At 62.9% G+C, this 23,872-nt stretch carries 26 protein-coding genes and 2 tRNA genes; 11 read left to right on the top strand and 17 right to left on the bottom strand.

Annotation, left to right across the window (positions count from 1 at the left end):
• Positions 1-279: 279 nt before the first annotated feature.
• From MESAU_RS18245 to MESAU_RS18230, 4 genes are all read right to left on the bottom strand, one after another.
• On the bottom strand, positions 280-1,104 hold the full coding sequence (locus MESAU_RS18245) for a PopZ family protein (RefSeq protein WP_015317518.1): 825 nt from the start codon (positions 1,102-1,104) through the stop codon (positions 280-282).
• Between the two features lie 253 nt (positions 1,105-1,357).
• Complete coding sequence (locus tag MESAU_RS18240) at positions 1,358-2,743, bottom strand: TolC family outer membrane protein (RefSeq protein WP_015317517.1); 1,386 nt, start codon at positions 2,741-2,743, stop codon at positions 1,358-1,360.
• Between the two features lie 180 nt (positions 2,744-2,923).
• Positions 2,924-3,592, bottom strand: coding sequence for a protein-L-isoaspartate O-methyltransferase family protein (locus MESAU_RS18235; protein ID WP_015317516.1), 669 nt, complete (start codon positions 3,590-3,592; stop codon positions 2,924-2,926).
• 90 nt (positions 3,593-3,682) lie between these two features.
• Positions 3,683-3,756, bottom strand: a tRNA-Cys gene (locus MESAU_RS18230).
• A 218-nt stretch (positions 3,757-3,974) separates the two neighbouring features.
• Here MESAU_RS18230 and MESAU_RS18225 point away from each other — a divergent pair.
• Positions 3,975-4,226: a hypothetical protein gene (locus MESAU_RS18225; protein ID WP_015317515.1), complete on the top strand. Its 252-nt coding sequence runs from the start codon at positions 3,975-3,977 to the stop codon at positions 4,224-4,226.
• Between the two features lie 44 nt (positions 4,227-4,270).
• Here MESAU_RS18225 and MESAU_RS18220 read toward each other — a convergent pair whose 3' ends face one another.
• Positions 4,271-4,531 (bottom strand): hypothetical protein, encoded by a 261-nt coding sequence (locus MESAU_RS18220; RefSeq protein WP_015317514.1) that lies wholly within the window; start codon positions 4,529-4,531, stop codon positions 4,271-4,273.
• A 222-nt stretch (positions 4,532-4,753) separates the two neighbouring features.
• Here MESAU_RS18220 and MESAU_RS18215 point away from each other — a divergent pair.
• A tRNA-Asn gene (locus MESAU_RS18215) sits at positions 4,754-4,828 on the top strand.
• A 131-nt stretch (positions 4,829-4,959) separates the two neighbouring features.
• On the opposite strand, the gene MESAU_RS18210 is transcribed toward MESAU_RS18215, so the two are convergent.
• The 3 genes from MESAU_RS18210 to MESAU_RS18200 all read right to left on the bottom strand — a co-directional run bounded on the left by MESAU_RS18210 (position 4,960) and on the right by MESAU_RS18200 (position 6,312).
• On the bottom strand, positions 4,960-5,259 hold the full coding sequence (locus MESAU_RS18210; RefSeq protein ID WP_023791605.1) for a DUF982 domain-containing protein: 300 nt from the start codon (positions 5,257-5,259) through the stop codon (positions 4,960-4,962).
• 43 nt (positions 5,260-5,302) lie between these two features.
• The gene (locus MESAU_RS18205) at positions 5,303-5,755 is read right to left on the bottom strand and encodes a hypothetical protein (protein WP_015317512.1); all 453 of its coding nucleotides are present in this window, start codon (positions 5,753-5,755) and stop codon (positions 5,303-5,305) included.
• Between the two features lie 68 nt (positions 5,756-5,823).
• The gene (locus MESAU_RS18200; RefSeq protein ID WP_015317511.1) at positions 5,824-6,312 is read right to left on the bottom strand and encodes an Hsp20 family protein; all 489 of its coding nucleotides are present in this window, start codon (positions 6,310-6,312) and stop codon (positions 5,824-5,826) included.
• 339 nt (positions 6,313-6,651) lie between these two features.
• Between MESAU_RS18200 and MESAU_RS18195 the strand changes: the two genes are divergently transcribed.
• Positions 6,652-7,083 carry a cupin domain-containing protein gene (locus tag MESAU_RS18195; RefSeq protein WP_015317510.1) on the top strand — a complete coding sequence of 144 codons (432 nt, stop codon included), beginning with the start codon at positions 6,652-6,654 and terminating at the stop codon, positions 7,081-7,083.
• Positions 7,084-7,178: 95 nt separating this feature from the next.
• On the opposite strand, the gene MESAU_RS18190 is transcribed toward MESAU_RS18195, so the two are convergent.
• Positions 7,179-7,634, bottom strand: coding sequence for a carboxymuconolactone decarboxylase family protein (locus tag MESAU_RS18190; protein ID WP_015317509.1), 456 nt, complete (start codon positions 7,632-7,634; stop codon positions 7,179-7,181).
• 102 nt (positions 7,635-7,736) lie between these two features.
• Positions 7,737-8,165: an SRPBCC family protein gene (locus tag MESAU_RS18185; RefSeq protein WP_015317508.1), complete on the bottom strand. Its 429-nt coding sequence runs from the start codon at positions 8,163-8,165 to the stop codon at positions 7,737-7,739.
• A 200-nt stretch (positions 8,166-8,365) separates the two neighbouring features.
• Between MESAU_RS18185 and MESAU_RS18180 the strand changes: the two genes are divergently transcribed.
• Both MESAU_RS18180 and MESAU_RS18175 read left to right on the top strand, forming a co-directional pair.
• Entirely contained in the window at positions 8,366-9,124 is a 759-nt protein-coding gene (locus MESAU_RS18180) for a copper homeostasis protein CutC (protein ID WP_015317507.1), read from the top strand.
• Positions 9,121-9,609: a GNAT family N-acetyltransferase gene (locus MESAU_RS18175; protein WP_015317506.1), complete on the top strand. Its 489-nt coding sequence runs from the start codon at positions 9,121-9,123 to the stop codon at positions 9,607-9,609. Before MESAU_RS18180 ends, MESAU_RS18175 begins: the two co-directional genes overlap by 4 nt.
• A 127-nt stretch (positions 9,610-9,736) precedes the next feature.
• On the opposite strand, the gene MESAU_RS18170 is transcribed toward MESAU_RS18175, so the two are convergent.
• The 4 genes from MESAU_RS18170 to MESAU_RS18155 form a co-directional block, all read right to left on the bottom strand.
• Positions 9,737-10,759 carry an acyltransferase family protein gene (locus MESAU_RS18170; protein WP_015317505.1) on the bottom strand — a complete coding sequence of 341 codons (1,023 nt, stop codon included), beginning with the start codon at positions 10,757-10,759 and terminating at the stop codon, positions 9,737-9,739.
• A 255-nt stretch (positions 10,760-11,014) separates the two neighbouring features.
• A complete protein-coding gene (locus MESAU_RS18165) occupies positions 11,015-11,812 on the bottom strand; it encodes an FAD binding domain-containing protein (RefSeq protein WP_015317504.1) in 798 nt (265 codons plus the stop codon).
• Positions 11,813-11,926: 114 nt separating this feature from the next.
• Complete coding sequence (locus tag MESAU_RS18160) at positions 11,927-14,272, bottom strand: xanthine dehydrogenase family protein molybdopterin-binding subunit (protein WP_015317503.1); 2,346 nt, start codon at positions 14,270-14,272, stop codon at positions 11,927-11,929.
• A gap of 111 nt (positions 14,273-14,383) precedes the next feature.
• Positions 14,384-14,884 (bottom strand): (2Fe-2S)-binding protein, encoded by a 501-nt coding sequence (locus tag MESAU_RS18155; RefSeq protein WP_015317502.1) that lies wholly within the window; start codon positions 14,882-14,884, stop codon positions 14,384-14,386.
• A 312-nt stretch (positions 14,885-15,196) separates the two neighbouring features.
• On the opposite strand from MESAU_RS18155, the gene MESAU_RS18150 reads away from it, so the two are divergent.
• Positions 15,197-16,333, top strand: coding sequence for an FIST signal transduction protein (locus MESAU_RS18150; RefSeq protein ID WP_041163431.1), 1,137 nt, complete (start codon positions 15,197-15,199; stop codon positions 16,331-16,333).
• A gap of 14 nt (positions 16,334-16,347) precedes the next feature.
• Positions 16,348-17,688: a hybrid sensor histidine kinase/response regulator gene (locus MESAU_RS18145; protein ID WP_015317500.1), complete on the top strand. Its 1,341-nt coding sequence runs from the start codon at positions 16,348-16,350 to the stop codon at positions 17,686-17,688.
• A 13-nt stretch (positions 17,689-17,701) separates the two neighbouring features.
• Here MESAU_RS18145 and MESAU_RS18140 read toward each other — a convergent pair whose 3' ends face one another.
• A complete protein-coding gene (locus MESAU_RS18140; protein ID WP_015317499.1) occupies positions 17,702-18,385 on the bottom strand; it encodes a response regulator in 684 nt (227 codons plus the stop codon).
• Positions 18,386-18,615: 230 nt separating this feature from the next.
• On the opposite strand from MESAU_RS18140, the gene MESAU_RS18135 reads away from it, so the two are divergent.
• Both MESAU_RS18135 and maiA read left to right on the top strand, forming a co-directional pair.
• Positions 18,616-19,311 (top strand): fumarylacetoacetate hydrolase family protein, encoded by a 696-nt coding sequence (locus MESAU_RS18135; protein ID WP_015317498.1) that lies wholly within the window; start codon positions 18,616-18,618, stop codon positions 19,309-19,311.
• A 3-nt stretch (positions 19,312-19,314) separates the two neighbouring features.
• Positions 19,315-19,965, top strand: a complete 651-nt coding sequence (gene maiA, locus MESAU_RS18130) for a maleylacetoacetate isomerase (RefSeq protein WP_015317497.1) — start codon at positions 19,315-19,317, stop codon at positions 19,963-19,965.
• 4 nt (positions 19,966-19,969) lie between these two features.
• Here maiA and MESAU_RS18125 read toward each other — a convergent pair whose 3' ends face one another.
• Positions 19,970-21,202, bottom strand: a complete 1,233-nt coding sequence (locus tag MESAU_RS18125; RefSeq protein ID WP_015317496.1) for an MFS transporter — start codon at positions 21,200-21,202, stop codon at positions 19,970-19,972.
• A gap of 99 nt (positions 21,203-21,301) precedes the next feature.
• On the opposite strand from MESAU_RS18125, the gene MESAU_RS18120 reads away from it, so the two are divergent.
• Complete coding sequence (locus tag MESAU_RS18120) at positions 21,302-21,763, top strand: winged helix-turn-helix transcriptional regulator (RefSeq protein WP_015317495.1); 462 nt, start codon at positions 21,302-21,304, stop codon at positions 21,761-21,763.
• A gap of 110 nt (positions 21,764-21,873) precedes the next feature.
• On the top strand, positions 21,874-22,917 hold the full coding sequence (locus MESAU_RS18115) for a zinc-dependent alcohol dehydrogenase family protein (RefSeq protein WP_015317494.1): 1,044 nt from the start codon (positions 21,874-21,876) through the stop codon (positions 22,915-22,917).
• A gap of 12 nt (positions 22,918-22,929) precedes the next feature.
• Here MESAU_RS18115 and MESAU_RS18110 read toward each other — a convergent pair whose 3' ends face one another.
• The gene (locus MESAU_RS18110; protein ID WP_015317493.1) at positions 22,930-23,820 is read right to left on the bottom strand and encodes a DMT family transporter; all 891 of its coding nucleotides are present in this window, start codon (positions 23,818-23,820) and stop codon (positions 22,930-22,932) included.
• Between the last annotated feature and the right edge of the window lie 52 nt (positions 23,821-23,872).

The following is a 23,872-nucleotide window of genomic DNA, read 5'->3' as shown; positions in this document are numbered from 1 at the left end:
TCGGTGTAAATCGGAAGGTCTTGGCCAAGTCAACCGCGAGGGATGTCCTGAGGCTTCACAAGCAGATAGGCGTCGGCCTATTCATTTCAACGGACGGGCCGTGGGCGTCTTGACGCCAATGGATCGCTGGACCCAGACCCCGGGGCTCGCGCACCTTCATTGTCAGCGACTCCGACGGCAACCTGCTCGCCTTCGCCAGTTCGGCAACCAGTGACTGATCCAACCACAACGAGAAACGCCGCCTCGGCGGCGGCGTTTCTCGGGATGCTAGCCTGGACGTTATTGCGCTCCGCGTGCCACGCGCTCGATCTCTTCGCGCACCAGCCTTTCGACCAGCGTCGGCAGATTGTTGTCCAGCCAATCCTGCAGCATCGGACGCAGCATTTCTTCGGCCATCTCGTCGAATGTCTTCTTGCTGCGGCTGGCAAAGGCGTCGGACAGTTCGCCGAAGGCGGCCGCGACCTGGCGGCCGGTATGTTCGGAAAGAATCGCGGGACGCACCGCCGGCGTTTCGTTCGCCGCCGCGCGCGCCTCAGCCGTACCCGTTGGAGCATCGCTTGAAGGAGCCCGGTCGATCGCAGGTTCCGCCACCACTGGTTTGCTTGCCGAAACCTCCGGCTCTGCCGCTGGCTTGCGGACGCTCCGGTCCGGCATCGCCTTGGCTTGCTCGCCAACCGCCGCGATCTCGCGCCGCCAATCGGCGACGATGGCTTCACTTGTCGCAACCTCCGCGGGAGCCGCTGGCGCGTCGGCGGCAGGCTCGGCGGCAACCCGGGCGCTGACCTCGGCCAGGGTCATCGGCGTCCTGCCCGGAGCCGGATCGGCACGCGGCGGCGCATCCATGCGCGCAATCGCCGGCTGCGCCTGGATTGTTTCGGTCACAGCGACCGGCTTCCTGACCTCGGGAGCGGCATGCAATTCGGCGCGAAACGCATCGATGTCGGCGGCTGCCACAGCGCTCGGTGGCGGCTCCAGGTCCTGCTGCAATTCGTCGGCCTCGCCGGGCTGCTTGCGGCCATTGTCGCTGTCTTCGATGATCCTCCTGATGGAAGCCAGTATCTCTTCCATGGAAGGTTCGCGCTGTGCGCTGCTTGCCGTTGCCATCGTCACATCCGCCGCCCTTGTGACCCGTTGCAGATTTTCCGCTCCGGCAAAAGCCGGATTCGAATCATGGCGACAGCGTAACCGACGGATCGCCGCACGAGAATCCCCAATCTGGGGACATGTGGGATTTCAACAGATTAGAGCAAATCCGCCAAAGCCGTGTGACGGTCCCGTCAGCTACCGACCAAGGGAGAACGATGGTCCAACGGTGTCGATCGAATCCTAGCCAGAAAACGCCGATCGAGCGAACGGCCTAGCGGCCGTCCGGCGTGCGCAGGCCGATCCACTTGTCCTTGACGGCATTATAGTGCTCTTCGGGCCTGTACTTCGTCACCTGCAGCGCAAGCCGGTCGACAGACAGGCGGCCAATCGCCTGAAGGATGGCATAGCTCGCCACGACCACGTCGTGTTCGGAATTGGCCTGGTTGATCTTGGCGGTAATCACGGTGGCCTGCGCATTGAGTACGTCAAGCGTCGTGCGCTGGCCGACATTGCGTTCCTCGATGACGCCGTTCAGCGCCAATTGTGCGGCGTCGATAACCTGCCTGTTGGCGGATACGCTTTGCTGCGCGGCGGTGTATTGCGACCATGCCGTGGCGATGGCCTGGCGCACCTGGTCGCGGGTAACGTCGACCTGGATGCGTGCTTGCCCCAGCGATTCCTTGTTCTGCCGCACGACCGCCGACGTCCGGCCGCCGGAGTAGATTGGAATGGTCAGCGTCGCGCCGATATTGGCCGAGGTCGAATTGCCGTTGGAACCGGTGATGTCGGGAATGGACTTGCGGTAATCTTCCGAAACGCCGGCCGAAGCCGACAGCTGCGGCAACAGCGCGCCTTCAGCCGATTTGACTGAAAACGCTGCGGCGTCGACCAGATGCTGAGTGGCAAGGATGGCCGGGTGTTCGGCCGAGCCGACGGCGATCGCCGCGTCGAGGCTCGACGGCAGCAACCGGCCCAATGGCGAAGCGGGCCTGAGCTTGCCAGGCTCGTCACCGACGACCTGGTGATAGGTCGCAGCGCTGGCCAGCGCCTGTGCGCGGGCCGCGCTCAGCGATGCCACCGCGGAAGCTCGTGAGGCATCGGCCTGCGCGACATCGGTGCGCGTGCCTTCGCCGACTTCGAAGCGCGAGCGCGCGGCGCGCGCCTGCTCGCTCAGGAACTGCAGGTTCTGCTCGGTCAGCACCGCGATCTGCCGGTCGCGAATCACGTCCATATAGGCCATGGCCGCGTTGAACAGCGTGTTTTCCTCGGTATTGCGCAGGCTTTCCACCGACGCCTTGACCTGGGATTCGGCGGCCGCGACATTGTTCCTCGTCTGAAACCCGTCGAACAGCGATTGATTGATCTGAATGCCGTAGCTGCCGCTTGTCAGTTTCGAACTGCCGCCGCCATTTGCCCGGCGCGTGTTCGTATAATCGATGTTGGCTGAACCTGTAACCGTCGGCCGCCAGCCCGACTTGGCGATGGCCACACTCTCGTCGGTGACACGCACGCCGGCGCGCGATGCATTCAGCGTGGAATTGTACTGATAGGCTTTTGAAAGCGCGCCGGTGATGGTTTCAGCCGAAGCAGCCAGTGGGGATAGCGCGGTCGCCGAAACAAGGACGGCGGTGAAAAGTGACTTGCGTACTGACGGCACGGTGTATCCCTCATTCGTTTTCCATGGGAACCGCGCCGCGCCGGCTTCTCCTTCCAGAGCAGGCGGCGTGGCGTGTTTATGTTCCCTGTCGCTCAGCCCAAAGTGCCCCCAGTCTGGGATCAGCAACGATCGTTCAAATGCAAGCGACCATGACAAGGTCTTTGCTGCAAGGCAAATCATTCAGAATTCGAAAGCATGCTCACGTTCGAACCCGGGTAGTGGCTTAATTGCCGCATTAAACGCCCTTCTCCCGGTTACAACCCCCCCGGCTTTGACAAAAAGTCGCGCCACGCCTGAATTGCCCTGGCCCTCGACCGCCACCAGGCGGCCGCCTTCGGCGAGCTGGTCGAGCAGCGCCGACGGCACTTTACTGACACTGCCGCCGATGAAGATGACCTCGTAAGGCGCCTTCGCGGCATGGCCTTGCGCCAGGGCGCCCTGAACCACGGTCACATTGCCGCAGCCAAGCCCGGACAGGGTCGACGCGGCGGTTTGCGCCAGTGCCGAATCGCTTTCGAGCGCCACGACGGATCTCGCCAGGCGCGACAGGATGGCCGAGGCATAACCGGTGCCGCAACCGACATCGAGCGCCGAGTCGGTCGGGTTGATCTCGGCCAGTTGCATCAGCTTGGCCAGTGGCGAAGCTTCCATCAGGTAACGCGGGCCATCGGCGCTGTCGGCGATGCGGATGTCCTCGTCGATATAGGCCAGATCGCGCTGGCGATCGCCGACGAAGACCTCGCGCGGCACCGAAAGCATCGCGTCGAGCAGCGGCGCGCTGGTCACGTCGGTGGTGCGAACCTGACCATCGACCATCTTGACGCGAAGTTCGGAAAAATCAGCGCTCATGCTCCAACCAATCTGCTTGCCGCGCCAGAATCGCGGTTCATTTCGACCGGAACTTCAGGCTCCGGCGCTGACGCGCTGGAGCCCGGGTATTGGAGGCCTCGCCCGGAATCGAACCGGGGTGCAAGGATTTGCAGTCCTCTGCGTAACCACTCCGCCACGAGGCCTCATTGCTCCCGGCGTTCCACCCGGTTCCAATAGGTTGCGGCGAAAATGCCGTCAAGCGGCCACACGCATTCCAAAACGGTTTCCTTGCGCCGGCTCCGCGCCCTGTTAGATCGCCGTCGGAGCCGCCCACTCATATTGGCAATCCGTTAAGCATGGCAAATGATCGAGCGAAACTCCGCGCACCGGCTTGCGTTGAGAAACAGGGAGGGACTGCATCATGGCCCTGGCCAAACCGAAGGACGAAACGCACGAAACCGAAAGCGTGCCGCTGCTGGGATGCGAGGAATTGGTGCGCTATGCCATCGAGTGCCTGAGAATAGAAGGCACTGGCAGGCTTTCACCCCGCGACCGGGCGCGCCTGGCCTCGGCTTCAGCCGTCCTGAAGGAGATCAGCGAAGATCTGAAGGCAGGCCAGCAACCGAATTCGGAGGAATCCGGCACCAGCACGGAGAAACAGCGCGACGATTGATTCTCGTCGAAGGCCGCCATGCGACATGCATCGGTATCGGCCGCTCAATTCGGCCGGCGTCGCCGCTCCCACCAGACGACCAGGCGGCGCCGGTGGCGGCGCACCATGGCAATTTCGTAGGAGAGCACCAGCAATCCGAGCGGCACCATCCAGAAGCCGAGGATCGGCAAGAACCCGAGGATGCCGCCAAGGGTCAATAGCACGCCGATCGTGATTCTGAGGCCGCGCGACTGCGGCATGGTGAATTCACGCCCGAACACCGAGATCTTTCTTGCGGGTATCGGGTTTTCGTCCGCTGCCGTCATCGTGAAGAACTGCCTGTGTTAGGGCTCGACAATCTCATTTTACGAAAGCCGCGACCGCCCTTTCGGTTCCGCGCTCGTCGCCAAGACGGCTAATATGAGGGTGGGCAAGGCCGATTGCGAGAAACGCCTGAGCGAAAAAGTCTCGGAAAAATGCGAAATGCTTCTTTGCAAAGCCGAAACGGGTTTGCTATAGGCTGCGCCACTTGCTCAAAGAGCCTCCGTTCCCCGGTAGCTCAGTGGTAGAGCAACCGGCTGTTAACCGGTTGGTCGCTGGTTCGAATCCGGCCCGGGGAGCCAATTTCTCTAAAGACCTCTCTGCCTGCCATCGCCGGCGCCACACGCGACGTGGTGGGATTCGACGTGACGTGCTAACCCGTAGGGACTGCGGGCAGCGACACCTCTGGGCAGTGCCGCTGCCGGTGTCGCAGCTAGGCGGCCACCCCACCGCGGCCAGATTTGGTGCCGCTCATCCAAGGCAGCGGAGCAAGCGGCTCCTGCAGCATCTTGACGGATCTCGCGAACCCAGCGACGGCATCGCGCGCGACCGAGAGTGGTATCTGGCCATCGTAAGCACGCTGGCAAGCCCGGAAGGCCGTTTCGAAAATCGGGCCTCGACGCTCCCGCGGCCACTCATCCAGGAAATCGAATGCATCCTCAAGGCTTCCTATTTCTTGGATGAACTGGCCATCCTTGACCAGCACTGGTCGATCGAACGTCCTGTCGCTCATATAGTCCTCCATTCGGTCGAGCGAGTTGGTCTGCTTCAGCTTTTTACGCGACGGCATGCTCAGGCTCCGCGAACATGCCGCCATCCCCACACCTGGGTGGGACACCGGCATATGCCGGAACCGGCGGCGGATCATCGTCATCGTCATCTCGCCAGGGGTACCGCAGCCAGTTGCGCCTGGTTTTGTTGCGACGCTGGTCTGAGGACGGACTGCGATCAAACGGTGCCCTGGCCGTCGGCTTGCGCGCAATCTCGTCCAGGGTGTGGAGCGCACGAAGAATCTCGCTGACCTGCGCCATCGCACCGTTGTCCAATTGACGCAGGGTTGGATTGTCAGGAACCGCATGGGCGTCCGAGGCCCAGAAGGCGAGCAGAGCCCTCTTCTCGCCGATCGTCATGTTCTCGTTCAGGACGTCCTCGGGCGTACGCAGCGCAGCGAATTCCGCTGCGTAATCCGTCGGTTTGGATTCATGAAAACTGTAAGCTTGGAATCTCATCTCCGTTCTCCGCGATCTGTGCCTCCCGGCCGAGCCGGGAGGCGGACCACAGACTGAGGTTTCTTGTATCAGGCCACCTTGCGTTGCGGCTCGGCATCCACATCCATGGACTGCTTGTTGCCGCCATCCTGAAGCGGAACCGCTGCGGCGTTGGAACCGATCTCGATGCGCCGGGGCTTGAGTTCCTCGGGCACTTCGCGGACCAGGTCCACCGACAGCAGGCCATTATGAATATTGGCCGCCTTGACCTTGACGTGGTCTGCAAGTTTGAACACCTGCTTGAAGTTACCTATCGCCAGGCCCCGGTGGAGGATCTCCCGATGTTGCTGATCGGGCTTTCTCTGTCCGATGACGGACAATTCAGGGCCGTTCTGCACAAGTTCCACTTCGTCGAGACCGAAGCCGGCGACGGCCATCGTGATACGATAGTCGTTGTCGCCATTCTTCTCGATGTTGTAGGGCGGCCAGTCGGAGCGCACACTGTTTTCGAGCATGTCGAAGAGCCGGTCGAAGCCGACCGTGGTGCGGTAAAGAGGCGAATAATCAAAGCTTCTCATAGCCATATCCTCCGTGAAGCAACATGGTTTACGGGTCGCCGCAGCGTCGCCGCGACGCGGTATGTCGAGCCGAAGCCTCGACGGAAAACGATCTGGGAATCACGATTTTTTTATTCAAGAGGTCGCCCGAAATTTTTTTGAAGCGGCACTACGGCCATTCCTGACCGGGCATGCATCAGGCCTTGCGGCGACATACCTCCGGTTGGAAGCGGGTGAGGAATATGGCCCGGGTCGTGGATCAACCGCCCGTGCAAATGCACGCAGGTTCGGCCTCTGGTCACGAGCGGCTTGCACGCCGCCGCCGCCGCGCGATAGATGCGTCGGTCAAGGGAGGACATCATGCGGAAAATCCTGGCATCGGTATTGCTGCTCACGGCAGCATCGTTCGCGACCGGCGCTCATGCGCTGGACAGCAGCGGAACCCCAGTCGTCGTGACGCCACTCGCATCACGTACCACCACTGCATCCGGGCAGCCGATCACGCTGCCGCGGAAGAACGTGCAGGTGCTGGTCTCGACCTATGACATCGCGCCCGGCGCGACCTTGCCGGTCCATCGCCATCCCTTCCCGCGCTACGCCTATGTCCAGGCCGGAACGCTGAAGGTCACGAATGTCGAAACCGGCAACAGCAACACCTACAAGACTGGCGATTTCATCATTGAAATGATCGGGCAGTGGCACCAGGCCACCAACATTGGCGACGGGCCGGTCAAGCTCCTGGTGATCGATCAGGTCGAGGAAGGCGCCAAGAATACCGAATTGCGACAGTAGCCACCAGGTTACATAGGTGCTCCCGGCGGGGCGGGAAGGCAATGCGCCGCCCGCCCCCTCGCCTCGTGGACCCAGCCCCCATGTGAACCCGGCGCTCAGCCCCAGGCGCCAACCGGCTGCCGGGTCGTCGCGTTCAGCCTGTTGAAGGCGTTGATCAGGGCGATCTGGATGACCAGTGCGGCAAGGGCCTTCTCGTCATAATGCCGGGCCGCCTCCTCCCAGATATCGTCCGGCACCGCGTCCGGTCGGTCGGCGAGCCTTGTGCCGGCTTCTGCCAGCGCCAATGCCGCGCGTTCGGCGTCGGTGAAATAAGGCGTTTCCCTCCAGGCAGCGAGGGCAAAGATGCGCTCTTCCTTCTCGCCGGCTTTCTTGAGCTCGCGCGCGTGCATGTCGACGCAGACGCTGCAGCTGTTGATCTGACTGGCGCGCAGATGCACGAGCTTGCGTGTCACATAGGGCAGGTCCGCTGCCTCGGTCGACTTGTCCAGCGCCAGAAACGCCTGCAGGGCGCCTGGGATGAGCATCACCGGGCTCTTGATTCTCGCTTGCATGTGTCTTCTCCTTTTGAACTGTTCTCCGGGCGTGTTTTCCCGGCCCGGACGCCTCGCATCCAGGGTTTCGACTTGATGGAACTGTTAGCTGCCTGCCGGGTGTCAGGTCTGTTTTGAGGTAACCTGTTCGAGCCGTTCGAGAATGCGCGGCCAGCCGCTTCCCATGCCGATATAGCCACGCTCGTCGGCGGGCCGAAATCCCGACTGCTCCATTCGCACCCGGGTCGCCATCCCCTCGGGTGTCAGTAACCACGTCACCACGGTTTTCAACCCGCTGTCCGATTCCGTCCCATCGCCCCAGCTATAAGCCAGCAGCCGCGGCGCCTCGACTTTCAGCACCATGCAGTTCGTCACCCCGGACCACCCGGGAACTGGTGTCGCACGGAATGTGAAGCGATGCCCCTCTTGGGCAGCGAAATCATTCTGCATGAGCCATTCGCCGACGAGTGCCGGCACGGTCAGTGCTCGCCATATCTTTTCCGCCGAATATGGAATCAGCCTTTCGACGACGATCGATTTGGTTTCCGTCATGCCTTGCTCCTCTCGTTGCTGTAGTGGTGCCACGCGCAAAATCATAACCCATCAGCTATGTATAAACCCATAACCCTGCAGTTATGTGACTGTCAAGAATGGAATCTGCCGTCTGGTCCAAGTGGCGGCGTAGCGTTCACGCTTCCGCGCCAGGCGCCCGGGTGCTAGGGCTTGCGCAACACCATGGATTGGATCGCCCCTTGACCCCAAAAATTCGCCCGCCGCTTATAGAAATCTGTGTCGAAGGCATTGATGGCCTGCTCGCCGCGCAGGCCGCCGGCGCCGACCGGATCGAACTCTGCGCCAGCCTTGTCGAAGGCGGCACCACGCCGAGCCTCGGCACCGTGCGCGCCGCTCTCGACCAGGCGACCGTGCCCTTTCATGTCATGGTGCGGCCGCGCGGCGGGGATTTTCTCTACAGCGAGACCGAATACCGCTCGATGCTTGCCGACGTCGCCGCGCTCCGCGAACTCGGCGTGCCCGGCGTGGTGTTCGGCTGCCTGAACCCCGACGGGACCATCGACGAGCAGCGCATGCGCGAATTGACAGAGGCCGCCGGCCCCTTGAACGTAACCTGCCACCGCGCCTTCGATATGACTCGCGATCCGGCCGAAGCCCTGGAAGCGCTGATCCGCTGCAGGGTTGGCCGCGTGCTGACCAGCGGCCAGCGCGACACGGCGATCGAAGGCCTGGCATTGCTGCAAGAGCTGGTCCGGCTGGCCGGCGAGCGCATCATCATCCTCGGTTGCGGCGGGCTCGATCTCGGCAATATCGCCGAGGTGCGCGCAAGGACTGGCCTGGCCGAAATGCACTTCGCCGCCCTCAAGGACGTGTCGAGCGCCATGCGCTACCGCAATCCGAAGGTCGGCATGGGCGGCTCCGATCTCGACCGCGAATATCGCAACACGCTGACCGATACAGCGCTGGTGGCGGCGACAATCGCGGCGGCCAAGGCATGACCTCGCCCATTGACCGCATTGCGCAGGCCGACGAAGCGGCAATACTGGCGCTCAACAACGAGCACGCCGCCGAATTGTCGTGGCTTGAAGCCGAACGGCTGTCGTTCCTGCTCGCCGAGGCCTTTTACGCGCGCCGCATCGGCGATCTCGAAGCCTTCATCATGACCTTCGACCAGGATGCCAACTACGACAGCCCGAACTTCGTCTGGTTTCGCGAGCGTTACATCAGCTTCATCTATGTCGACCGCGTCGTCGTGGCGGCGCACGCAAGAGGCCGCGGCCATGCTCGCCGGCTCTATCGGAACCTGTTCGACCATGCGCGGAGCGCCGGTCACGCGCTGGTCACCTGCGAGGTCAACACCGACCCGCCCAACCCCGCCTCGGATGCCTTCCACGCCGCACTCGGCTTCGTCGAAGTCGGCGACGCGGTGATCCATGGCGGCAAGAAAGCGGTGCGCTATTACGTCAGGCAGATCGCCACCTGATCGGGTGGCACCCGCCGACTCACCTGGACGTTGCGCCACCCCGGAAAACAGCTAAGCGCTATCTGACGAAAAGGGACCTCGCGGTCGTACGGCTATCGTCTGGCCACCATCAAAACAATCGGGCGGCTCACCAATTGCGGTTGAGCCATTCGCGTGCTGGGCGCTCGATCAGGTAGTAGCTGCAGAGCGCGCAGGCAAAAACCCCGGCCAGCATCGGCCATGGATTGCTGCCCTGCTCGTAGACGAATTTGTAGAAGGGCTGCTGCCACAGATAAAGCGAATATGACCATAGACCCAGCGTCGTCATCGGCAGGGACGACAGCCATCCGGACAAGAACCGCGTGCTGAAATCCAGCGCGTTGACGGCAATCGCCAGCAATGGCACCGCGGCCAGGTAGTGGATCGGTGTCGGTACCGAGTCCATGAACAGGCAAACCGCGCCGACGGCCGCCGAAACGGCGACATAAGGCCCCTTCAGCAAGGTCGGCAGCTTGCCGTCCGCTTTGAGCAGGCAGATCGCGGCCGACAGCAGGATCGAGGCGATGTGCACGTCGGTGCGCCAGTACGTGATCTCATAATCCATGTGCAGGAACCAGTAGGAAACCGCGCCATTGACCATGGCCACCAGAGCCAGGACCAGCAGCAGCGGGATGACACGGCTGCGGCTGGCAACGACCGCGCTGATCGCCGCCAGGATGATATAGGCATGTTCTTCGATGCAGAGCGACCAGATGTGGTCGAGCGCGCCGGCCCGATTCAGGAGAATTCCGGCATAGTTGTAGGTGAAGGTCAGCGCCGTCAGGGCCGCCTTCCATTTGAAGGCGATGAACGTGCCTGAGAGCGCGATCATGGCGACGATGACAAAGACCAGAAGCGCCGGATAGATGCGCGAGAACCGGCGTTTGAAAAATTTCTTCAGCGGATAGCGTTCGATGAACAGGATTTCGGCCATCAGCCGGCCGCTCAGCACGAAGAAGAATTCGACGCCCAGCACGCCCAGATTGATCCCGGGAACGGGAAAAAAATGCCCGATCAGCACGAGCGCGATCGACAGACCGCGCCAGCCATCGAGATAGGCCAGTCTTGTCCTGGCCGGTCGCTCGACGATCGCTCGGGGCGAAGCCAGATGGGTCGCGGAAATTTCGGACATGCCGATCCCTTCGCATTGTAATGCGAAAGGCACGGCTATTCCCGAACCCGGCTCGCATTCCCGCCCTGATCTATACTGCAGCGCAATATAAGTTTGTGCAAGTGCGAGATTGCCGCCGATGCATGTCCCCCGCAGCATGGGCCGGAATTGCTTCAAGCAAGGATGGGGGCGTGGCCGACGGGAACTAGGCCTACGGTCGCCGGGAATGAAAACGGGCCGTGACAGCCCGTTCCCCCGTCCGTAATCGATCTTGCGTCAGGCGTTGGCTGCCGCCACCGCGCGCTTGGCCATGACTGTGATCAGATTGGCACGGTAGTCTGATGAAGCGTGAATGTCGCTCATCAGGTTCTTCGCCGGAACTTTCACACCATTGAGCGAAGCGGCATCGAAGCTCTTGGCAAGTGCTGCCTCGATCTCCTTCGAGCGGAAGACGCCGTCGTCGCCGGCGCCGGTGACGGCAACACTGACGCCGTCCTTGCCCTTGGCCACGAACACGCCGACGATCGCGTAGCGCGAGGCCGGATTGCGGAATTTTTCGTACGCAGCCTTCGCCGGTGCCGTAAAGGAGACCGCCCTGACGATCTCGCCGTCCTTCAAGGAGGTTTCGAACAGCCCCTTGAAGAACTTGTCGGCTGACATCTCGCGCTTGTTGGTGATGATGGTGGCGCCGAGCGCCAGAAGTGCGGCCGGATAGTCCGCCGCCGGATCGTTATTGGCGATCGAACCGCCGATCGTGCCCTTGTGGCGTACCGCCGGATCGCCGATCAGCGACGCCAGCTGGGCAAGTGCCGGGCAGGCCTTGCGCAGCTTCTCGTCATTGGCGACGTCGAAATGCGTGGTGGCAGCGCCGATCGTGACCGTCTTGCCCGACACCTTGACCCCCTGCAGTTCCTTGATGCGGGACAGGTCGACCAGATCGGACGGCGCCGCCAGCCGCGTCTTCATGGCGGGGATCAAGGTCATGCCGCCCGAGAGCAGCTTGGCGTCGCCGCTCTTCACGAGCTTGGCGGCTTCAGTGACCGAGGCGGCACGGTGATAGTTGACTGCGTACATGGGATCCTCCCCCTAAGTGGTTAGTCAGCAGTGAGTAGTCAGTAGGGAGCAGGGAATGGCCGCTGCCGGAGATGGCACGCTGCCCTATCCGCAACTCACTACTTCCCTAGTCACTCATTTCGCGGCGCGGATCGCGGCCCACACGGTGGACGGTGTGGCCGGCATGGCTATATCGACGATGCCGATGGCGTCGGTGATGGCATTGATCACTGCTGGCGGCGAGCCGATGGCACCGGCCTCGCCGCAGCCCTTGATCCCGAGCGGGTTGCTCGGACATGGCGTGTTCGACGTCGAGACCTTGAACGACGGCAGGTCGCCGGCACGTGGCATGGTGTAGTCCATGTAGCTTGCCGTCAGCAGTTGCCCGCTGGCGTCGTAGTGAGCGCCTTCCAGCAGCGCCTGGCCGATGCCCTGGGCGATGCCGCCATGCACCTGTCCTTCGACGATCATCGGATTGATGATGTTGCCGAAATCGTCCGCAGCCACGAACTGGACGATCTCGGTCGTTCCGGTTTCCGGATCGATCTCGACCTCGCAGATATAGCAGCCCGCCGGGAAGGTGAAGTTCGCGGGATCGTAGAACGCCGTTTCCTTCAGGCCTGGCTCCATGCCGGCCGGCAAATTGTGCGCGGTATAGGCGGCCAAAGCCACCTGGAACCACGGCAGGCTCTTGTCGGTGCCGGCGACCTTGACCTCGCCGTTCTCGATGACGATGTCGCCCTCGTCGGCTTCGAGCAGGTGGGCGGCGATCTTCTTGGCCTTGGCCTCGACCTTGTCGAGCGCCTTGGCAATCGCCGACATTCCGACCGCGCCCGAGCGCGAGCCGTAGGTGCCCATGCCCATCTGCACCTTGTCGGTGTCACCGTGGACGATCGACACCGAATCGATTGGCACCCCGAAACGCTGGTTGACCAGTTGCGCGAAGGTCGTCTCGTGCCCCTGCCCATGGCTGTGCGAGCCGGTCAGCACCTCGATCGTGCCGACGGCGTTGACCCTTACCTCAGCCGATTCCCACAGGCCGACGCCGGCGCCAAGCGAGCCGACCGCCGCCGACGGCGCGATGCCGCAGGCCTCGATGTAGCAGCTCATGCCGATGCCGCGCAGCTTGCCATTCCTGACCGAATCCGCCTTGCGCCTGGCAAAGCCGGTATAGTCGGCGGTCTTCATCGCCGCATCGAGCGAAGCGCCATAGTCCCCGGCGTCATAGTTCATGATCACCGGTGTCTGGTGCGGAAACGTGGTGATGAAATTCTTGCGCCTAAGGTCTGCCGGCGAGACGCCGAGCTCGCGTGCCGCCGCTTCCATGGTGCGTTCCAGAAGATAAGTGGCTTCCGGCCGCCCTGCCCCGCGATAGGCATCGACGGGTGCCGTGTTGGTATAGACAGTGCGCACATTGGCGTGGATGGCCGGGATGTCATATTGGCCCGACAGCAGCGTTGCGTAGAGATAGGTTGGCACGCAGGACGAGAACAGCGACATGTAGGCGCCGAGATTGGCGATCGTATCGACCTTGAAGCCGGTAATCCTGTTGTTCTTGTCGAATGCCATTTCCACCGTCGAGACGTGGTCGCGGCCATGCGCGTCGGTGAGGAAGCTCTCGGTGCGATCGGCGACCCATTTGACCGGCACTCCGGTCTTCTTCGAGGCCCACAGGCAGACGATCTCTTCCGGGTAGATATAGATCTTGGAACCAAAGCCGCCGCCGACATCCGGCGCGATCACGCGCAGCTTGTTTTCGGGCGCGACATTGTAGAAGGCGCTCATCACCAGCCGCGCGACATGCGGGTTTTGCGATGTCGTCCAGCAGGTATAATGATCCTCGGCCTTGTCGTAATGGCCAAGTGCGGCGCGCGGCTCCATGGCGTTCGGCACCAGCCGGTTGTTGACGATCTTCATGCGCGTGACATGCGCCGCCGCCTTGATGGCGGCGTCGGTGGCCATGGCATCGCCGATTTCCCAATCGAAGATCAGGTTGTTCTCGGCCTCGGCATGGACCTGCGGCGCGCCCTTTTCGAGTGCCTTTGTCGCATCGACGACCGCCTTCAATTCCTTGTAGGTGATCTCGACCGCCTCGGCCGCATCGCGTGCCTGGCCCTTGGTTTCCGCCACCACCACCACGACCGCATCGCCGACATAACGGACCTTGTCGACTGCCAGCGGCGACCATGCGCCCATCTTCATGGGCGTGCCGTCCTTGGAATGGATCATCCAGCCGCAGATGAGGTTTCCGATGCCGTCGGCCTTGAGTTCCTTGCCGGTCAAGACGCCGATGACGCCCGGCATGCCTTGAGCCGCTTTCACGTCGATCTTCTTGATCTGCGCATGGGCGTGCGGGCTGCGCACGAAGACCGCATGCTTCATGCCGGGCACCACCATGTCGTCGACATAGCGGCCGGCGCCGGTGATGAACCTTTTGTCTTCCTTGCGCGCGACCCGAGCGCCGACACCTTCGATACCCATGCAGAGATTCCTCCCGAAAAGTGAATAGGAAGTGTGAATAGGAAGTAGTAGTGAGGACAGCCGCCGGTTCAGACCGATTACTGACTATCGACTACTCCACTCCTCTTTCCCTCATGCCGCTTGCTTCGCCTTGCCCTTGGCCCCCTTCGACATCGTCGTCGATGCGGCGAGGATGGCTTTCACGATGTTGTGGTAACCTGTGCAGCGGCAGATATTGCCTTCGAGTTCTGCCCGCACCGTGGCCTCGTCGAGGCCTTCGGGGTGGCGGTTGATCATGTCGGTCGCGGCCATGATCATGCCCGGCGTGCAAAAGCCGCATTGCAGACCATGATGTTCCTTGAAGGCTACCTGGACGGGATGCAAGTCGGCGCCACTGGCCAGGCCTTCGATCGTAATCACGCTCGACCCCGAGGCCTGGACCGCGAGCATGGTGCAGGACTTCACCGCCTTGCCATCGACATGCACGACGCAGGCGCCGCATTGCGATGTGTCGCAACCGACATGAGTGCCGGTCAGGCCGAGGTTCTCCCGCAGGAAATGGACGAGCAGCGTTCGATCCTCGACGGCACCGCCGACCCGCTTGCCGTTCACCATCAACGAAACGTCCGACATAGCCCCTCCCTGGGTGTCAACCTTGGTCATCACGCTGCCGACGCGCCGCTGGCACTTCGGCCACGTGCTAGTCGTACACCGCACAACGCACAAAAAACAGCACGACGGAAAAGGCGGATCATTGTACTTTCGGTCATGGCCAGGGCACCAAAGTGCATTCCTCCGGCCCCATTGCCAAAACGCCTTCTGGCGGCAACAATGCCCTCGTCGCCCGCGCGCCAGAAGCACTTGAAAAGCCGCGCACAAGAAGGCGTCGGAGGAAATGCGGGAGGACCGCCGCTGACAAGTTCACGGACGCGCTACGCATGCGGCTTGTCGGCGCTGACCACGGACCAGCCCGACCCGGATGTCTTCGCACGAGCGGTAGCCGCCGAGGCCGCCGCCATCAATGCCGGCTTTGCCCTCGTGTTCTTTTCCCAGAGCCTGATCGAGGCCGGCGCCCTGTCACGGGCACTCTCGGCCCACGCGCCGTGTCTCCACCATGCTGGCTGTTCCACCGCCGGCGAGATCACGCCGCAGGGGCTCGAGGAAGGCCATATGCTGGCGATGCTGCTGCCCTCGGCATCCTTCACGGCGGTCAGCACGATGATCGACAATCTGTCGACATCGGGCATGGACAGGATCACCGAAGAGGTCGAGGCCCTGCGGCGCACGCTGCGCGCCCGGCTCGGCGGCGAGCAGACCAGCAACACCTTCGCGCTCTGCTTCATCGACGGGCTGTCCTATGCCGAGGAAGCGGTGAGTTCGGCCATCCACTGGGGTCTCGACGACATACCGCTCCTCGGCGGCTCGGCTGGCGACGATTTGAAATTCGAGACGACGCGTCTGATCTCGAACGGCAGGGTCACCTCCGACAGCGCCATCATCGTGCTGGTCGCCACGGAAATTCCGTTCCACGTCTTCAAGACCGACAATTTCGTTCCCACCGACGAAAAGCTGGTGGTGACCGCGTCCGACCCGGATCACCGCGTCGTGCGGGAATTCAACGCCACCAATGCGGCGGAGGAATATGCCGCTTCGGTCGGGATCCTCCCACAGACCTTGACACCGTTGAGCTTCGCCTCGCATCCAGTGGTGGTGAAGGTGGGCGGAGAATATTACTGCCGCTCGATCCAGAAGATGCACGCGGATGGCTCGCTGTCGTTCTTCTGCGCCATCGACGACGGTGTCGTGCTGTCGATCGCCCAGCCCAAGGACATGGTGGACGCGACACGAGCGGCATTGCGCGAGGTCGAGGAAAGGCTGGGCGGCATCGATATGATCCTTGGCTTCGACTGCGTGCTGCGCCGGCTGGATGCGCGCAACCGCCAGGTCTTTCGTGACATTTCGGAACTCTACCGGATCAACAATGTCATCGGCTTCGGCACCTATGGCGAACAATACCGGTCGATGCACCTCAACCAGACTTTCACCGGCATCGCTTTCGGCGACCGCCAGGCGGCTGAATAGGGCGGCGCAACAGCATGCCGCTCAGGAACATAAACGATCTCGACAGGCTGAAGAAGATCAACGCCGCCCTGGTCAGCCGCGTCGAGCGCTCGATGGACCAGCAAGGCAATGCCTTTTCGCTGTTCCAGACGGCGATCTCGTTGGAAAGCCGGGTGCGTACGCGCACCGAGGAACTGCATTCGACGTTGCGGCGGCTGGAGCAGTCGAACATCGATCTCAGCGCCGCCAAGGAAAACGCCGAACAGGCGAACCTGTCCAAGACACGGTTTCTGGCTGCGGCCAGCCACGACGTGCTGCAGCCGCTGAACGCCGCCCATCTCTCCGTCTCAGCCCTTGCCGAGGTGCAGACCAGCGAAGAGGGAAAGAAGCTCGTGCGGCAGGTCGAGCGCTCGCTGGAAACGATGGAAGACCTGCTGCGCACCTTGCTCGACATCTCCAAGCTCGACGCCGGCGTGGTTCAGCCCGACATTGGCGACGTCAGCCTGGAGGCGCTGTTCTCGTCCCTGCGCTCGGATTTCCAGCCTGTGGCGGAATTGAAGGCGCTGTCGCTGAAATTCCGGCCGGTCAATGCCGTGGTCCGCTCGGACAGGACGCTGCTGCGCCGCATCCTGCAGAACATCCTTTCCAACGCGCTGGGCTATACGCGCTCGGGCGGCGTCCTTGTCGGCACACGCCATCGCGGCGACACCATCCGCATCGATGTCGCCGACACGGGCTGCGGCATCCCCGAGGATCAGCGCGAAGCGGTGTTCGAGGAGTTCCATCGCGGCACCTTGCCGGCTACCGCCGAACTCGACGGCGGCGGTCTTGGGCTGGGGCTCGCCATCGTGCGCCGCATGGCCGGCGCGCTCGGCCATCCCGTCACGTTTTCATCCAGGGTCGGCCGCGGTACCATCTTCCACATCGATGTCCCCGTCGGCCTCGGCGCGCCGGCCGACGCCATCGCCAGCGCCGCCAGCATGGAGCGGCCGCGCGGCTACGGCCTGTTCGGCACCAAGGTGCTGCTGGTCGAAAACGACGCCGAAGTGCTGGAAGCCATGACCTTCCTGCTCGAACGCTGGCAGTGCCTGGTACGCGCGGCGACCTCCACCGCCGATGCGCTGGACATGCTTGGCGACACCGACTGGCTGCCCGACATCGTCATTGCCGACCAGCATCTCGACGGCGGCGATCTCGGCACCACCACCATATCGGAGGTCCGCGACTATCTCGGCCGCGCCGTGCCGGCGCTGATTGTCACCGCCGACAGCTCCGAAGCCGTGGCCAAGGCAGCACGGGCCGGCGGCATCGAACTGATGCGCAAGCCGGTGAAGCCGGCGCAACTGCGCGCCCTGCTGGCGCATCTGCTGGCATAGCGGGAGGGTTGGCTCAAAACCCTACCTGATCCCGGAACAGCTCGGCGCTGTCCAGCTTCGACACCTCGATCACCGCTTGCGTGCGGCTATACACATTGAGCTTGCGCAGGATCTCCGACACATGCGCCTTCACCGTGGTCTCGCCGACCTGCAGCTCGTAGGCGATCTGCTTGTTGAGCAGGCCCTGGCGCAGCATCTGCAGCACGCGCAATTGCTGCGGCGTCAGCTTGGAAAGCCGCTGCACCATATCGGCGCGATCGGTGCTGTCGGCGCCCGGCGGCAGGCCCTCATAGGTTTCAGGCACATAGATCGCGCCGTCCATCACCGAGCGAATGGCGGCGGCGAGATCGCTCTTGCGCGCCGATTTCGGAATGAAGCCGGCAGCGCCGTAGGACAAGGCCTCGGAAATGATGCGAGGCTCCTCATAACCCGACACGATCACCACTGGCAGGCGCGGATAGCGGGTCCTGAGCTGCAACAACCCCTCGAAGCCGTGCACGTCGGGCATGCTGAGGTCCAGAAGCGCAAGGTCGAAAGGCTTTGCGTCGGCCAGCAAGTCCAGCGCCTCGGCGATCGAGCGCGCTTCGACTGTGTCGACCTCGGGATAAGCCATTTGAACGGCGCTGTGCAGCGCCTCGCGAAACAGCGGATGATCGTCGATGATAAGGAACCGGACGCGATCGGTAGGGGCTGTCATAGGGCTCGTTCCGGTTTACCGGGCACACCATAGTCTCCTGACCATGGCCGGATTATTGGCAAATAGTCTATCGCCGTCGAACAGGTTTCATCGCTGCAAAAAAATGATCGGAAGCCTGAATTCCTTATACAGCCTAGCCGAAGCCCATGCTTTATCAAAAGCGACGCCTTGCCCGCCCCTGGAAATCGGCCGAATGTGCCGCCGACTCCCCGCCAAACGCAGAGACCGCCATGACCGCCTTTGTCCTTCCCGCCCCGCCAACGCCTTCCGTCGCCACTGCGGGTTCCGGCGAACGCTTTGCCGTGCGGCGCATTTTCTGCGTCGGCCGCAACTATGCGGCACATGCGCGCGAGTTCGGCAATGACGATCGCGATCCGCCCTTCTTCTTCACCAAGCCGGCCGACGCGGTGGTCGATTCCGGCACTGATATCCCCTACCCGCCGCTGACGGAAAACCTCCACTTCGAGATCGAACTGGTGGTGGCGATCGGCACCTCAGGCTTTCGCATTTCCCGCGACAAAGCGCTGGACCATGTCTGGGGCTATGGCGTCGGCATCGATCTCACCCGCCGCGATCTCCAGGATGCCGCCAAGAAGGCGGCGCGGCCCTGGGACTGGTCGAAGGCCTTCGACCGTTCCGCGCCCTGCGGCCCGCTGGTTGCCGCACGGAAATCCGGGCACCCGGCCAAGGGACGCATCTGGCTCGCCGTCGACGGCGCGGTGAAACAGGATGCCGACCTCGCCGAACTGATCTGGCCGGTATCGGACATCGTCTCGATCTGCAGCGAAGGCGTGGAATTGCAGGCTGGCGACCTGATCTTCACCGGCACGCCCGCCGGTGTCGGCGCGATCAAGCCGGGTGAAACGATATCAGGCGGTGTCGACGGCATCGGCACGATCGAACTGACCATCGGCCAGCGGAAGTGACGCATGAGCGACATTGTCCTGCACAACTACTTCCGCTCCTCCACCTCGCACCGGGTGCGGATTGCCCTGGAGATGAAAGGGGTGGGCTATCACTACATCCCGCATCACCTGCGCCATGGCGAGCATCTGGAGGCGGCCTATCTCGCGGTCAATCCGCAAGGGCTGGTGCCGGCACTGATCTGGAGCGACGGGATGCTCCTGACGCAATCGCTGGCGATCATCGAGTTTCTCGACGAGACCATACCTGAACCCCCGCTATTGCCGAAGGATCCGCCGAGCCGGGCACGAGTGAGAATGCTGGCGCAGATGATCGCCTGCGACATCCACCCGGTGAACAATCTGCGCGTGCTGGCTTCGCTGCGCACCCTGTTCGGCGCCGGCGACCAGGATGTCGCCAACTGGTTCCGGCATTGGGTCAATGAAGGATTTGGACCGCTCGAAAAATTGCTCACCGCGTCGCCCGAAACCGGCACATTCTGCCATGGCGAGGCGGCGGGGCTGGCCGACATCTGCCTTGCCGCGCAAGTCACCAGCAACGCCCGCTTCGGCGTCGACATGACGCCCTATCCGACAATCGCGCGCATCAACGCCGCCTGCGTGGCGCTACCCGCTTTCCAGAAAGCCGCGCCACAGAACCAGATCGACGCCGAGTAAGGGCTCACCGGCCAACGCGCAGCGTCAGCGCCCAGAACAATAGCGCCGTCAAGCCGATGCCGGCGCCGAGCAACGAGACCCCGCTCCAGCCGGCCGCGGCAAAGGCCATGGTCGAGGCGATCGAGCCGAGCGCACTGCCGACCGAGTAGAAGATCATGTAGCCGCCGACCAGCCGGCTGCGTGCATCCGGCCGACGGGAGAAAATCAGGCTCTGATTGGTGACGTGGACGGCCTGGATTGCCAGATCCAGCATGACGATGCCGGCGACAAGCAACCATAGTGACATGCCCATGAAGGCGATAGGCAGCCAGGCCGCCGCCATCATAAGCAGGCTGAGGCCAGTGACCAGTTGACCATGCCCGCGATCGACAAGGCCGCCTGTCCATCGCGCTCCCAGCGCGCCGGCGACACCGGCAAGGCCGAACAGCCCGATCGCGGTGTGCGACAGTGAAAATGGCGGCGTGCTGAGCGGCAGCACCAGCGGTGCCCACAGCACGTTGAAGCTGGCGAAGATCAGCAAGGCGAGCACCGCGCGCACGCGCAGCAGCGGTTCCCGCACGAACAGCAGCACCATCGAGCCCAACAGCCTGACATAGGAGGTGCGCGGCCGCTCTGCCTCGTGGCGCGGCAGGATGGTGTGGAGAACAACCGCCATGACAAGTGTAAGGCCGGCCGAGACAAGATAGACCCAGCGCCAGCCGGCGAGATCGGCGACGATGCCGGCGACGAAGCGGGCAAGCAGGATGCCTGTTATGACGCCGCTGGTGACGGTGCCGACCGCCCGCCCCCGCTGCGACGGCGCGGCGAGATCGGCCGCGTAGGCAACCAGTACCTGCACCATCACGGCAAGCAGCCCGACCGCCGCGAGGCTCGCCAGCAGCATCGCCGCGTTCGGTGCAAGTCCAACGGCTATCAGCGCCACGGCCGAAAGGATCGCCTGGCCGGCAATCAGCTTGCGGCGATCGAACAGGTCGCCCAGCGGCACGATGAAGAACAGGCCAAGCGCATAGCCGACCTGCGTGACCGTCACCACGATGCCGATCGAGGCCGGCGCAATGGCAAAATCATGCGCCATGGCGTCGAGCAGCGGATGGGCGAAATAGACATTGGCGACGCTCAGGCCACAGGCGATGGCGAAGACCAGCGCTGTCATTCCGGACAATCCCGGTGTGACTTGCCTCGGCTCTTCGGGCTGCGCCGCCTTCGCTGCCGCGCCGTTCACCACCTGTATATTCATGAGGCTCTCCAGAAAAGGTTTCAATTTGAAACCACTTGTGGGATAAACAAAACAGTTTTATCTTGCAACCAAAATGAACAATCTGGACCAACGAAAGCCATGGTGAAACGAACGAGCCACCAGAGTGCGGATTGCCTGATCGCGCGACCGCTGGATGCGATCGGCGACTGGTGGTCGCTGCTCATCGTGCGCGACGCGTTCGACGGGTTGCGACGCTTCGGCGAGTTCCAAAAGAGCCTGGGCGTTGCCAAGAACATCCTGTCGGCGCGGCTCCGAAATCTGGTTACGCACGGCATCCTCGAAACCGTCCCGGCCCCCGACGGCAGCGCGCATCATGAATATGTGCTGACGCAAAAAGGACGCGGCCTGTTCTACGTGCTGATCGCCTTGCGGCAATGGGGCGAGACCTATTTCTCCGGTCCGGGCGAGCCCTACACCTTCATGGTCGACACGGAGAGTGGCCGGCCGATAAGGCGTCTTGAAGTGCACGCAGAAGACGGCCGCCTGCTTGCCCCCGGTGACACCCGGCTTGCCGATTTCCGCAACCAGGAAAACAGCTGACCGCAGGGTCCGCAGGCTGGCCAGCCTGGCGGAGTCGATTTCCGCTTGACCGAACAGGGAATCGGCTATCGTTTCCCACAGTGAGTGTCGTCTCTAGGGTGGAATGAACGATGAAAGCCGTCGTCTTCGAGAAATTCGGCGAAGCGCCGACGATCCAGACCGTGCCAGACCCCAAGCCGGCGGCCGATGGCGTCGTCATCAAGGTCGAGGCGACCGGGCTCTGCCGCAGCGACTGGCACGGCTGGATGGGCCATGACGCCGATATCCGCCTGCCGCATGTGCCGGGCCACGAACTGGCCGGCGTCGTGGTTGCCGCCGGCAAGCACGTCACCCGCTGGAAGGCGGGCGAACGCGTCACCGTGCCGTTTGCCGTCGGCTGCGGCCACTGCTTCGAATGCACATCAGGCAATCACCAGGTCTGCGAACACCAGTCCCAGCCTGGCTTCAACACCTGGGGCTCATTCGCCGAATATGTCGCTATCGAACACGCCGATACCAATCTCGTGCGCCTGCCCGACGAAATGGAATTCGCCACCGCCGCCAGCCTCGGCTGCCGCTTCGTCACATCGTTCCGCGCCATTGTCGATCAGGGCCGGGTAAAGCCCGGCGAATGGGTGGCGGTGCATGGCTGCGGCGGCGTCGGCCTGTCGGCAATCATGATCGCCAGTTCGATGGGCGCCAACGTCATCGCCATCGACCTCACCGAGGAAAAGCTGGACTTCGCCAAACAGATCGGCGCCGTGGCGACCATCAACGCTTCGACGACGCCGAACGTCGTCAAGGCCGTCAAGCAGATCACCAATGGTGGCGCTCACATGTCGATGGACGCGCTCGGCCATCCGACGACGTCCTTCAACTCGATCGCCAACCTGCGCCGGCGCGGCCGTCACGTGCAGGTCGGCTTGATGCTGGGCGAACACGCCCGCCCGCAGGTGCCGATGGACAAGGTGATCGCCTTCGAACTCGAAATCCTCGGCAGTCACGGCATGCAGGCCTATCGCTACCCCGCGATGATGGAGATGATCCGCCACGGCAAGCTCAAACCCGAACTGCTGGTCGGCAAGAAGATCAGCCTCGACGAAGCGCCAGCGGCCTTGATGGCGATGGGCGGCTTCGAGGGTATCGGCATTGGGGTGGTAACGAAGTTCTCGTGAGGGTCGGCACCGCTATGCAGCCGCACGACGCGGCAAATCCTGCTTGGCAAACTTCTTCGCGCCGAAAACGCAAAGCACCACGCCGAGCGTGACGACGATCATCATCGGGCTGACCTGTTCATGCAGCAGCGTCGCCGCCAGTGCGAGCCCGAAGAACGGTTGCAGAAGCTGCAACTGCCCCACCGCCGCAATGCCGCCTTGCGCCAGGCCTCGATACCAGAACACGAAGCCGATCAGCATGCTGAACAGCGAGACATAGCCAAGGCCAATCCAGGCATTGGAGCCTACGCTGGCGAAGGATGGCGGCAGGGTCGCAAAAGTCAGCACCAGCATGACCGGCAGGGACAGCACCAGCGCCCAGCAGATCACTTGCCAGCCCCCGAGCTTGCGCGACAGCGCGGCACCCTCGGCGTAGCCAAGGCCGCAGGCGACGATGGCCGCAAGCATCAGCCCATCGCCGACCGGCGAAGCCGTCACGCCTTGCGCAAGCGCGAAGCCCGCCACCAGCGCACTGCCCAGGCATGAGAATAGCCAGAAGGCCGGACGAGGCCGTTCACCGCCGCGCAGCACGCCGAAGATCGCGGTCGCCAGCGGCAGCAGGCCGACGAAGATGATGGAGTGGGCCGAGGTGACATGCTTCAGCGCCAATGCCGTCAGCAAGGGAAAGCCGACGACCACGCCAAGCGCAACGATGACGAGCGACAGCAAGTCATGACGCCCGGGGCGCTTCTCGCGGGACATAAGCAGCAGCGCGAGACCGAGCAGGCCGGCAATGACCGCGCGGGCCGACGTCAGGAATATCGGGTCGAGATCCATCACCGCCACGCGCGTCGCCGGCAACGAACCGCTGAAAATCAGCACGCCGATAAATCCGCTCACCCAGCCGCTCGCCGTCTTGTCCATCGCAGGCTCCGTTTGTTTCGCCCCTCTATGGGGCCCGCGGCTATGGCGCCAC

Origin of the sequence: Mesorhizobium australicum WSM2073 (assembly GCF_000230995.2) — a bacterium.
Lineage (GTDB): Bacteria > Pseudomonadota > Alphaproteobacteria > Rhizobiales > Rhizobiaceae > Mesorhizobium > Mesorhizobium australicum.
The sequence above is the reverse complement of the archived record's forward strand: the minus strand, read 5'-3'. Positions and strand labels throughout refer to the sequence as shown.

Bases quoted from the DNA above. Each gene is read 5' to 3' on its own strand.
- MESAU_RS18245 (WP_015317518.1), bottom strand. From the start codon at position 1,104: ATGGCAACGGCAAGCAGCGCACAGCGCGAACCTTCCATGGAAGAGATA.
- MESAU_RS18140 (WP_015317499.1), bottom strand. From the start codon at position 18,385: ATGACAGCCCCTACCGATCGCGTCCGGTTCCTTATCATCGACGATCAT.
- MESAU_RS18225 (WP_015317515.1), top strand. From the start codon at position 3,975: ATGGCCCTGGCCAAACCGAAGGACGAAACGCACGAAACCGAAAGCGTG.
- MESAU_RS18135 (WP_015317498.1), top strand. From the start codon at position 18,616: ATGACCGCCTTTGTCCTTCCCGCCCCGCCAACGCCTTCCGTCGCCACT.
- MESAU_RS18155 (WP_015317502.1), bottom strand. From the start codon at position 14,884: ATGTCGGACGTTTCGTTGATGGTGAACGGCAAGCGGGTCGGCGGTGCC.
- MESAU_RS18115 (WP_015317494.1), top strand. From the start codon at position 21,874: ATGAAAGCCGTCGTCTTCGAGAAATTCGGCGAAGCGCCGACGATCCAG.
- MESAU_RS18160 (WP_015317503.1), bottom strand. From the start codon at position 14,272: ATGGGTATCGAAGGTGTCGGCGCTCGGGTCGCGCGCAAGGAAGACAAA.
- MESAU_RS18145 (WP_015317500.1), top strand. From the start codon at position 16,348: ATGCCGCTCAGGAACATAAACGATCTCGACAGGCTGAAGAAGATCAAC.
- MESAU_RS18170 (WP_015317505.1), bottom strand. From the start codon at position 10,759: ATGTCCGAAATTTCCGCGACCCATCTGGCTTCGCCCCGAGCGATCGTC.
- MESAU_RS18205 (WP_015317512.1), bottom strand. From the start codon at position 5,755: ATGAGATTCCAAGCTTACAGTTTTCATGAATCCAAACCGACGGATTAC.
- MESAU_RS18120 (WP_015317495.1), top strand. From the start codon at position 21,302: ATGGTGAAACGAACGAGCCACCAGAGTGCGGATTGCCTGATCGCGCGA.
- MESAU_RS18220 (WP_015317514.1), bottom strand. From the start codon at position 4,531: ATGACGGCAGCGGACGAAAACCCGATACCCGCAAGAAAGATCTCGGTG.
- MESAU_RS18110 (WP_015317493.1), bottom strand. From the start codon at position 23,820: ATGGACAAGACGGCGAGCGGCTGGGTGAGCGGATTTATCGGCGTGCTG.
- MESAU_RS18125 (WP_015317496.1), bottom strand. From the start codon at position 21,202: ATGAATATACAGGTGGTGAACGGCGCGGCAGCGAAGGCGGCGCAGCCC.
- MESAU_RS18185 (WP_015317508.1), bottom strand. From the start codon at position 8,165: ATGACGGAAACCAAATCGATCGTCGTCGAAAGGCTGATTCCATATTCG.
- MESAU_RS18175 (WP_015317506.1), top strand. From the start codon at position 9,121: ATGACCTCGCCCATTGACCGCATTGCGCAGGCCGACGAAGCGGCAATA.
- MESAU_RS18165 (WP_015317504.1), bottom strand. From the start codon at position 11,812: ATGTACGCAGTCAACTATCACCGTGCCGCCTCGGTCACTGAAGCCGCC.
- maiA (WP_015317497.1), top strand. From the start codon at position 19,315: ATGAGCGACATTGTCCTGCACAACTACTTCCGCTCCTCCACCTCGCAC.
- MESAU_RS18210 (WP_023791605.1), bottom strand. From the start codon at position 5,259: ATGAGCGACAGGACGTTCGATCGACCAGTGCTGGTCAAGGATGGCCAG.
- MESAU_RS18195 (WP_015317510.1), top strand. From the start codon at position 6,652: ATGCGGAAAATCCTGGCATCGGTATTGCTGCTCACGGCAGCATCGTTC.
- MESAU_RS18235 (WP_015317516.1), bottom strand. From the start codon at position 3,592: ATGAGCGCTGATTTTTCCGAACTTCGCGTCAAGATGGTCGATGGTCAG.
- MESAU_RS18200 (WP_015317511.1), bottom strand. From the start codon at position 6,312: ATGAGAAGCTTTGATTATTCGCCTCTTTACCGCACCACGGTCGGCTTC.
- MESAU_RS18190 (WP_015317509.1), bottom strand. From the start codon at position 7,634: ATGCAAGCGAGAATCAAGAGCCCGGTGATGCTCATCCCAGGCGCCCTG.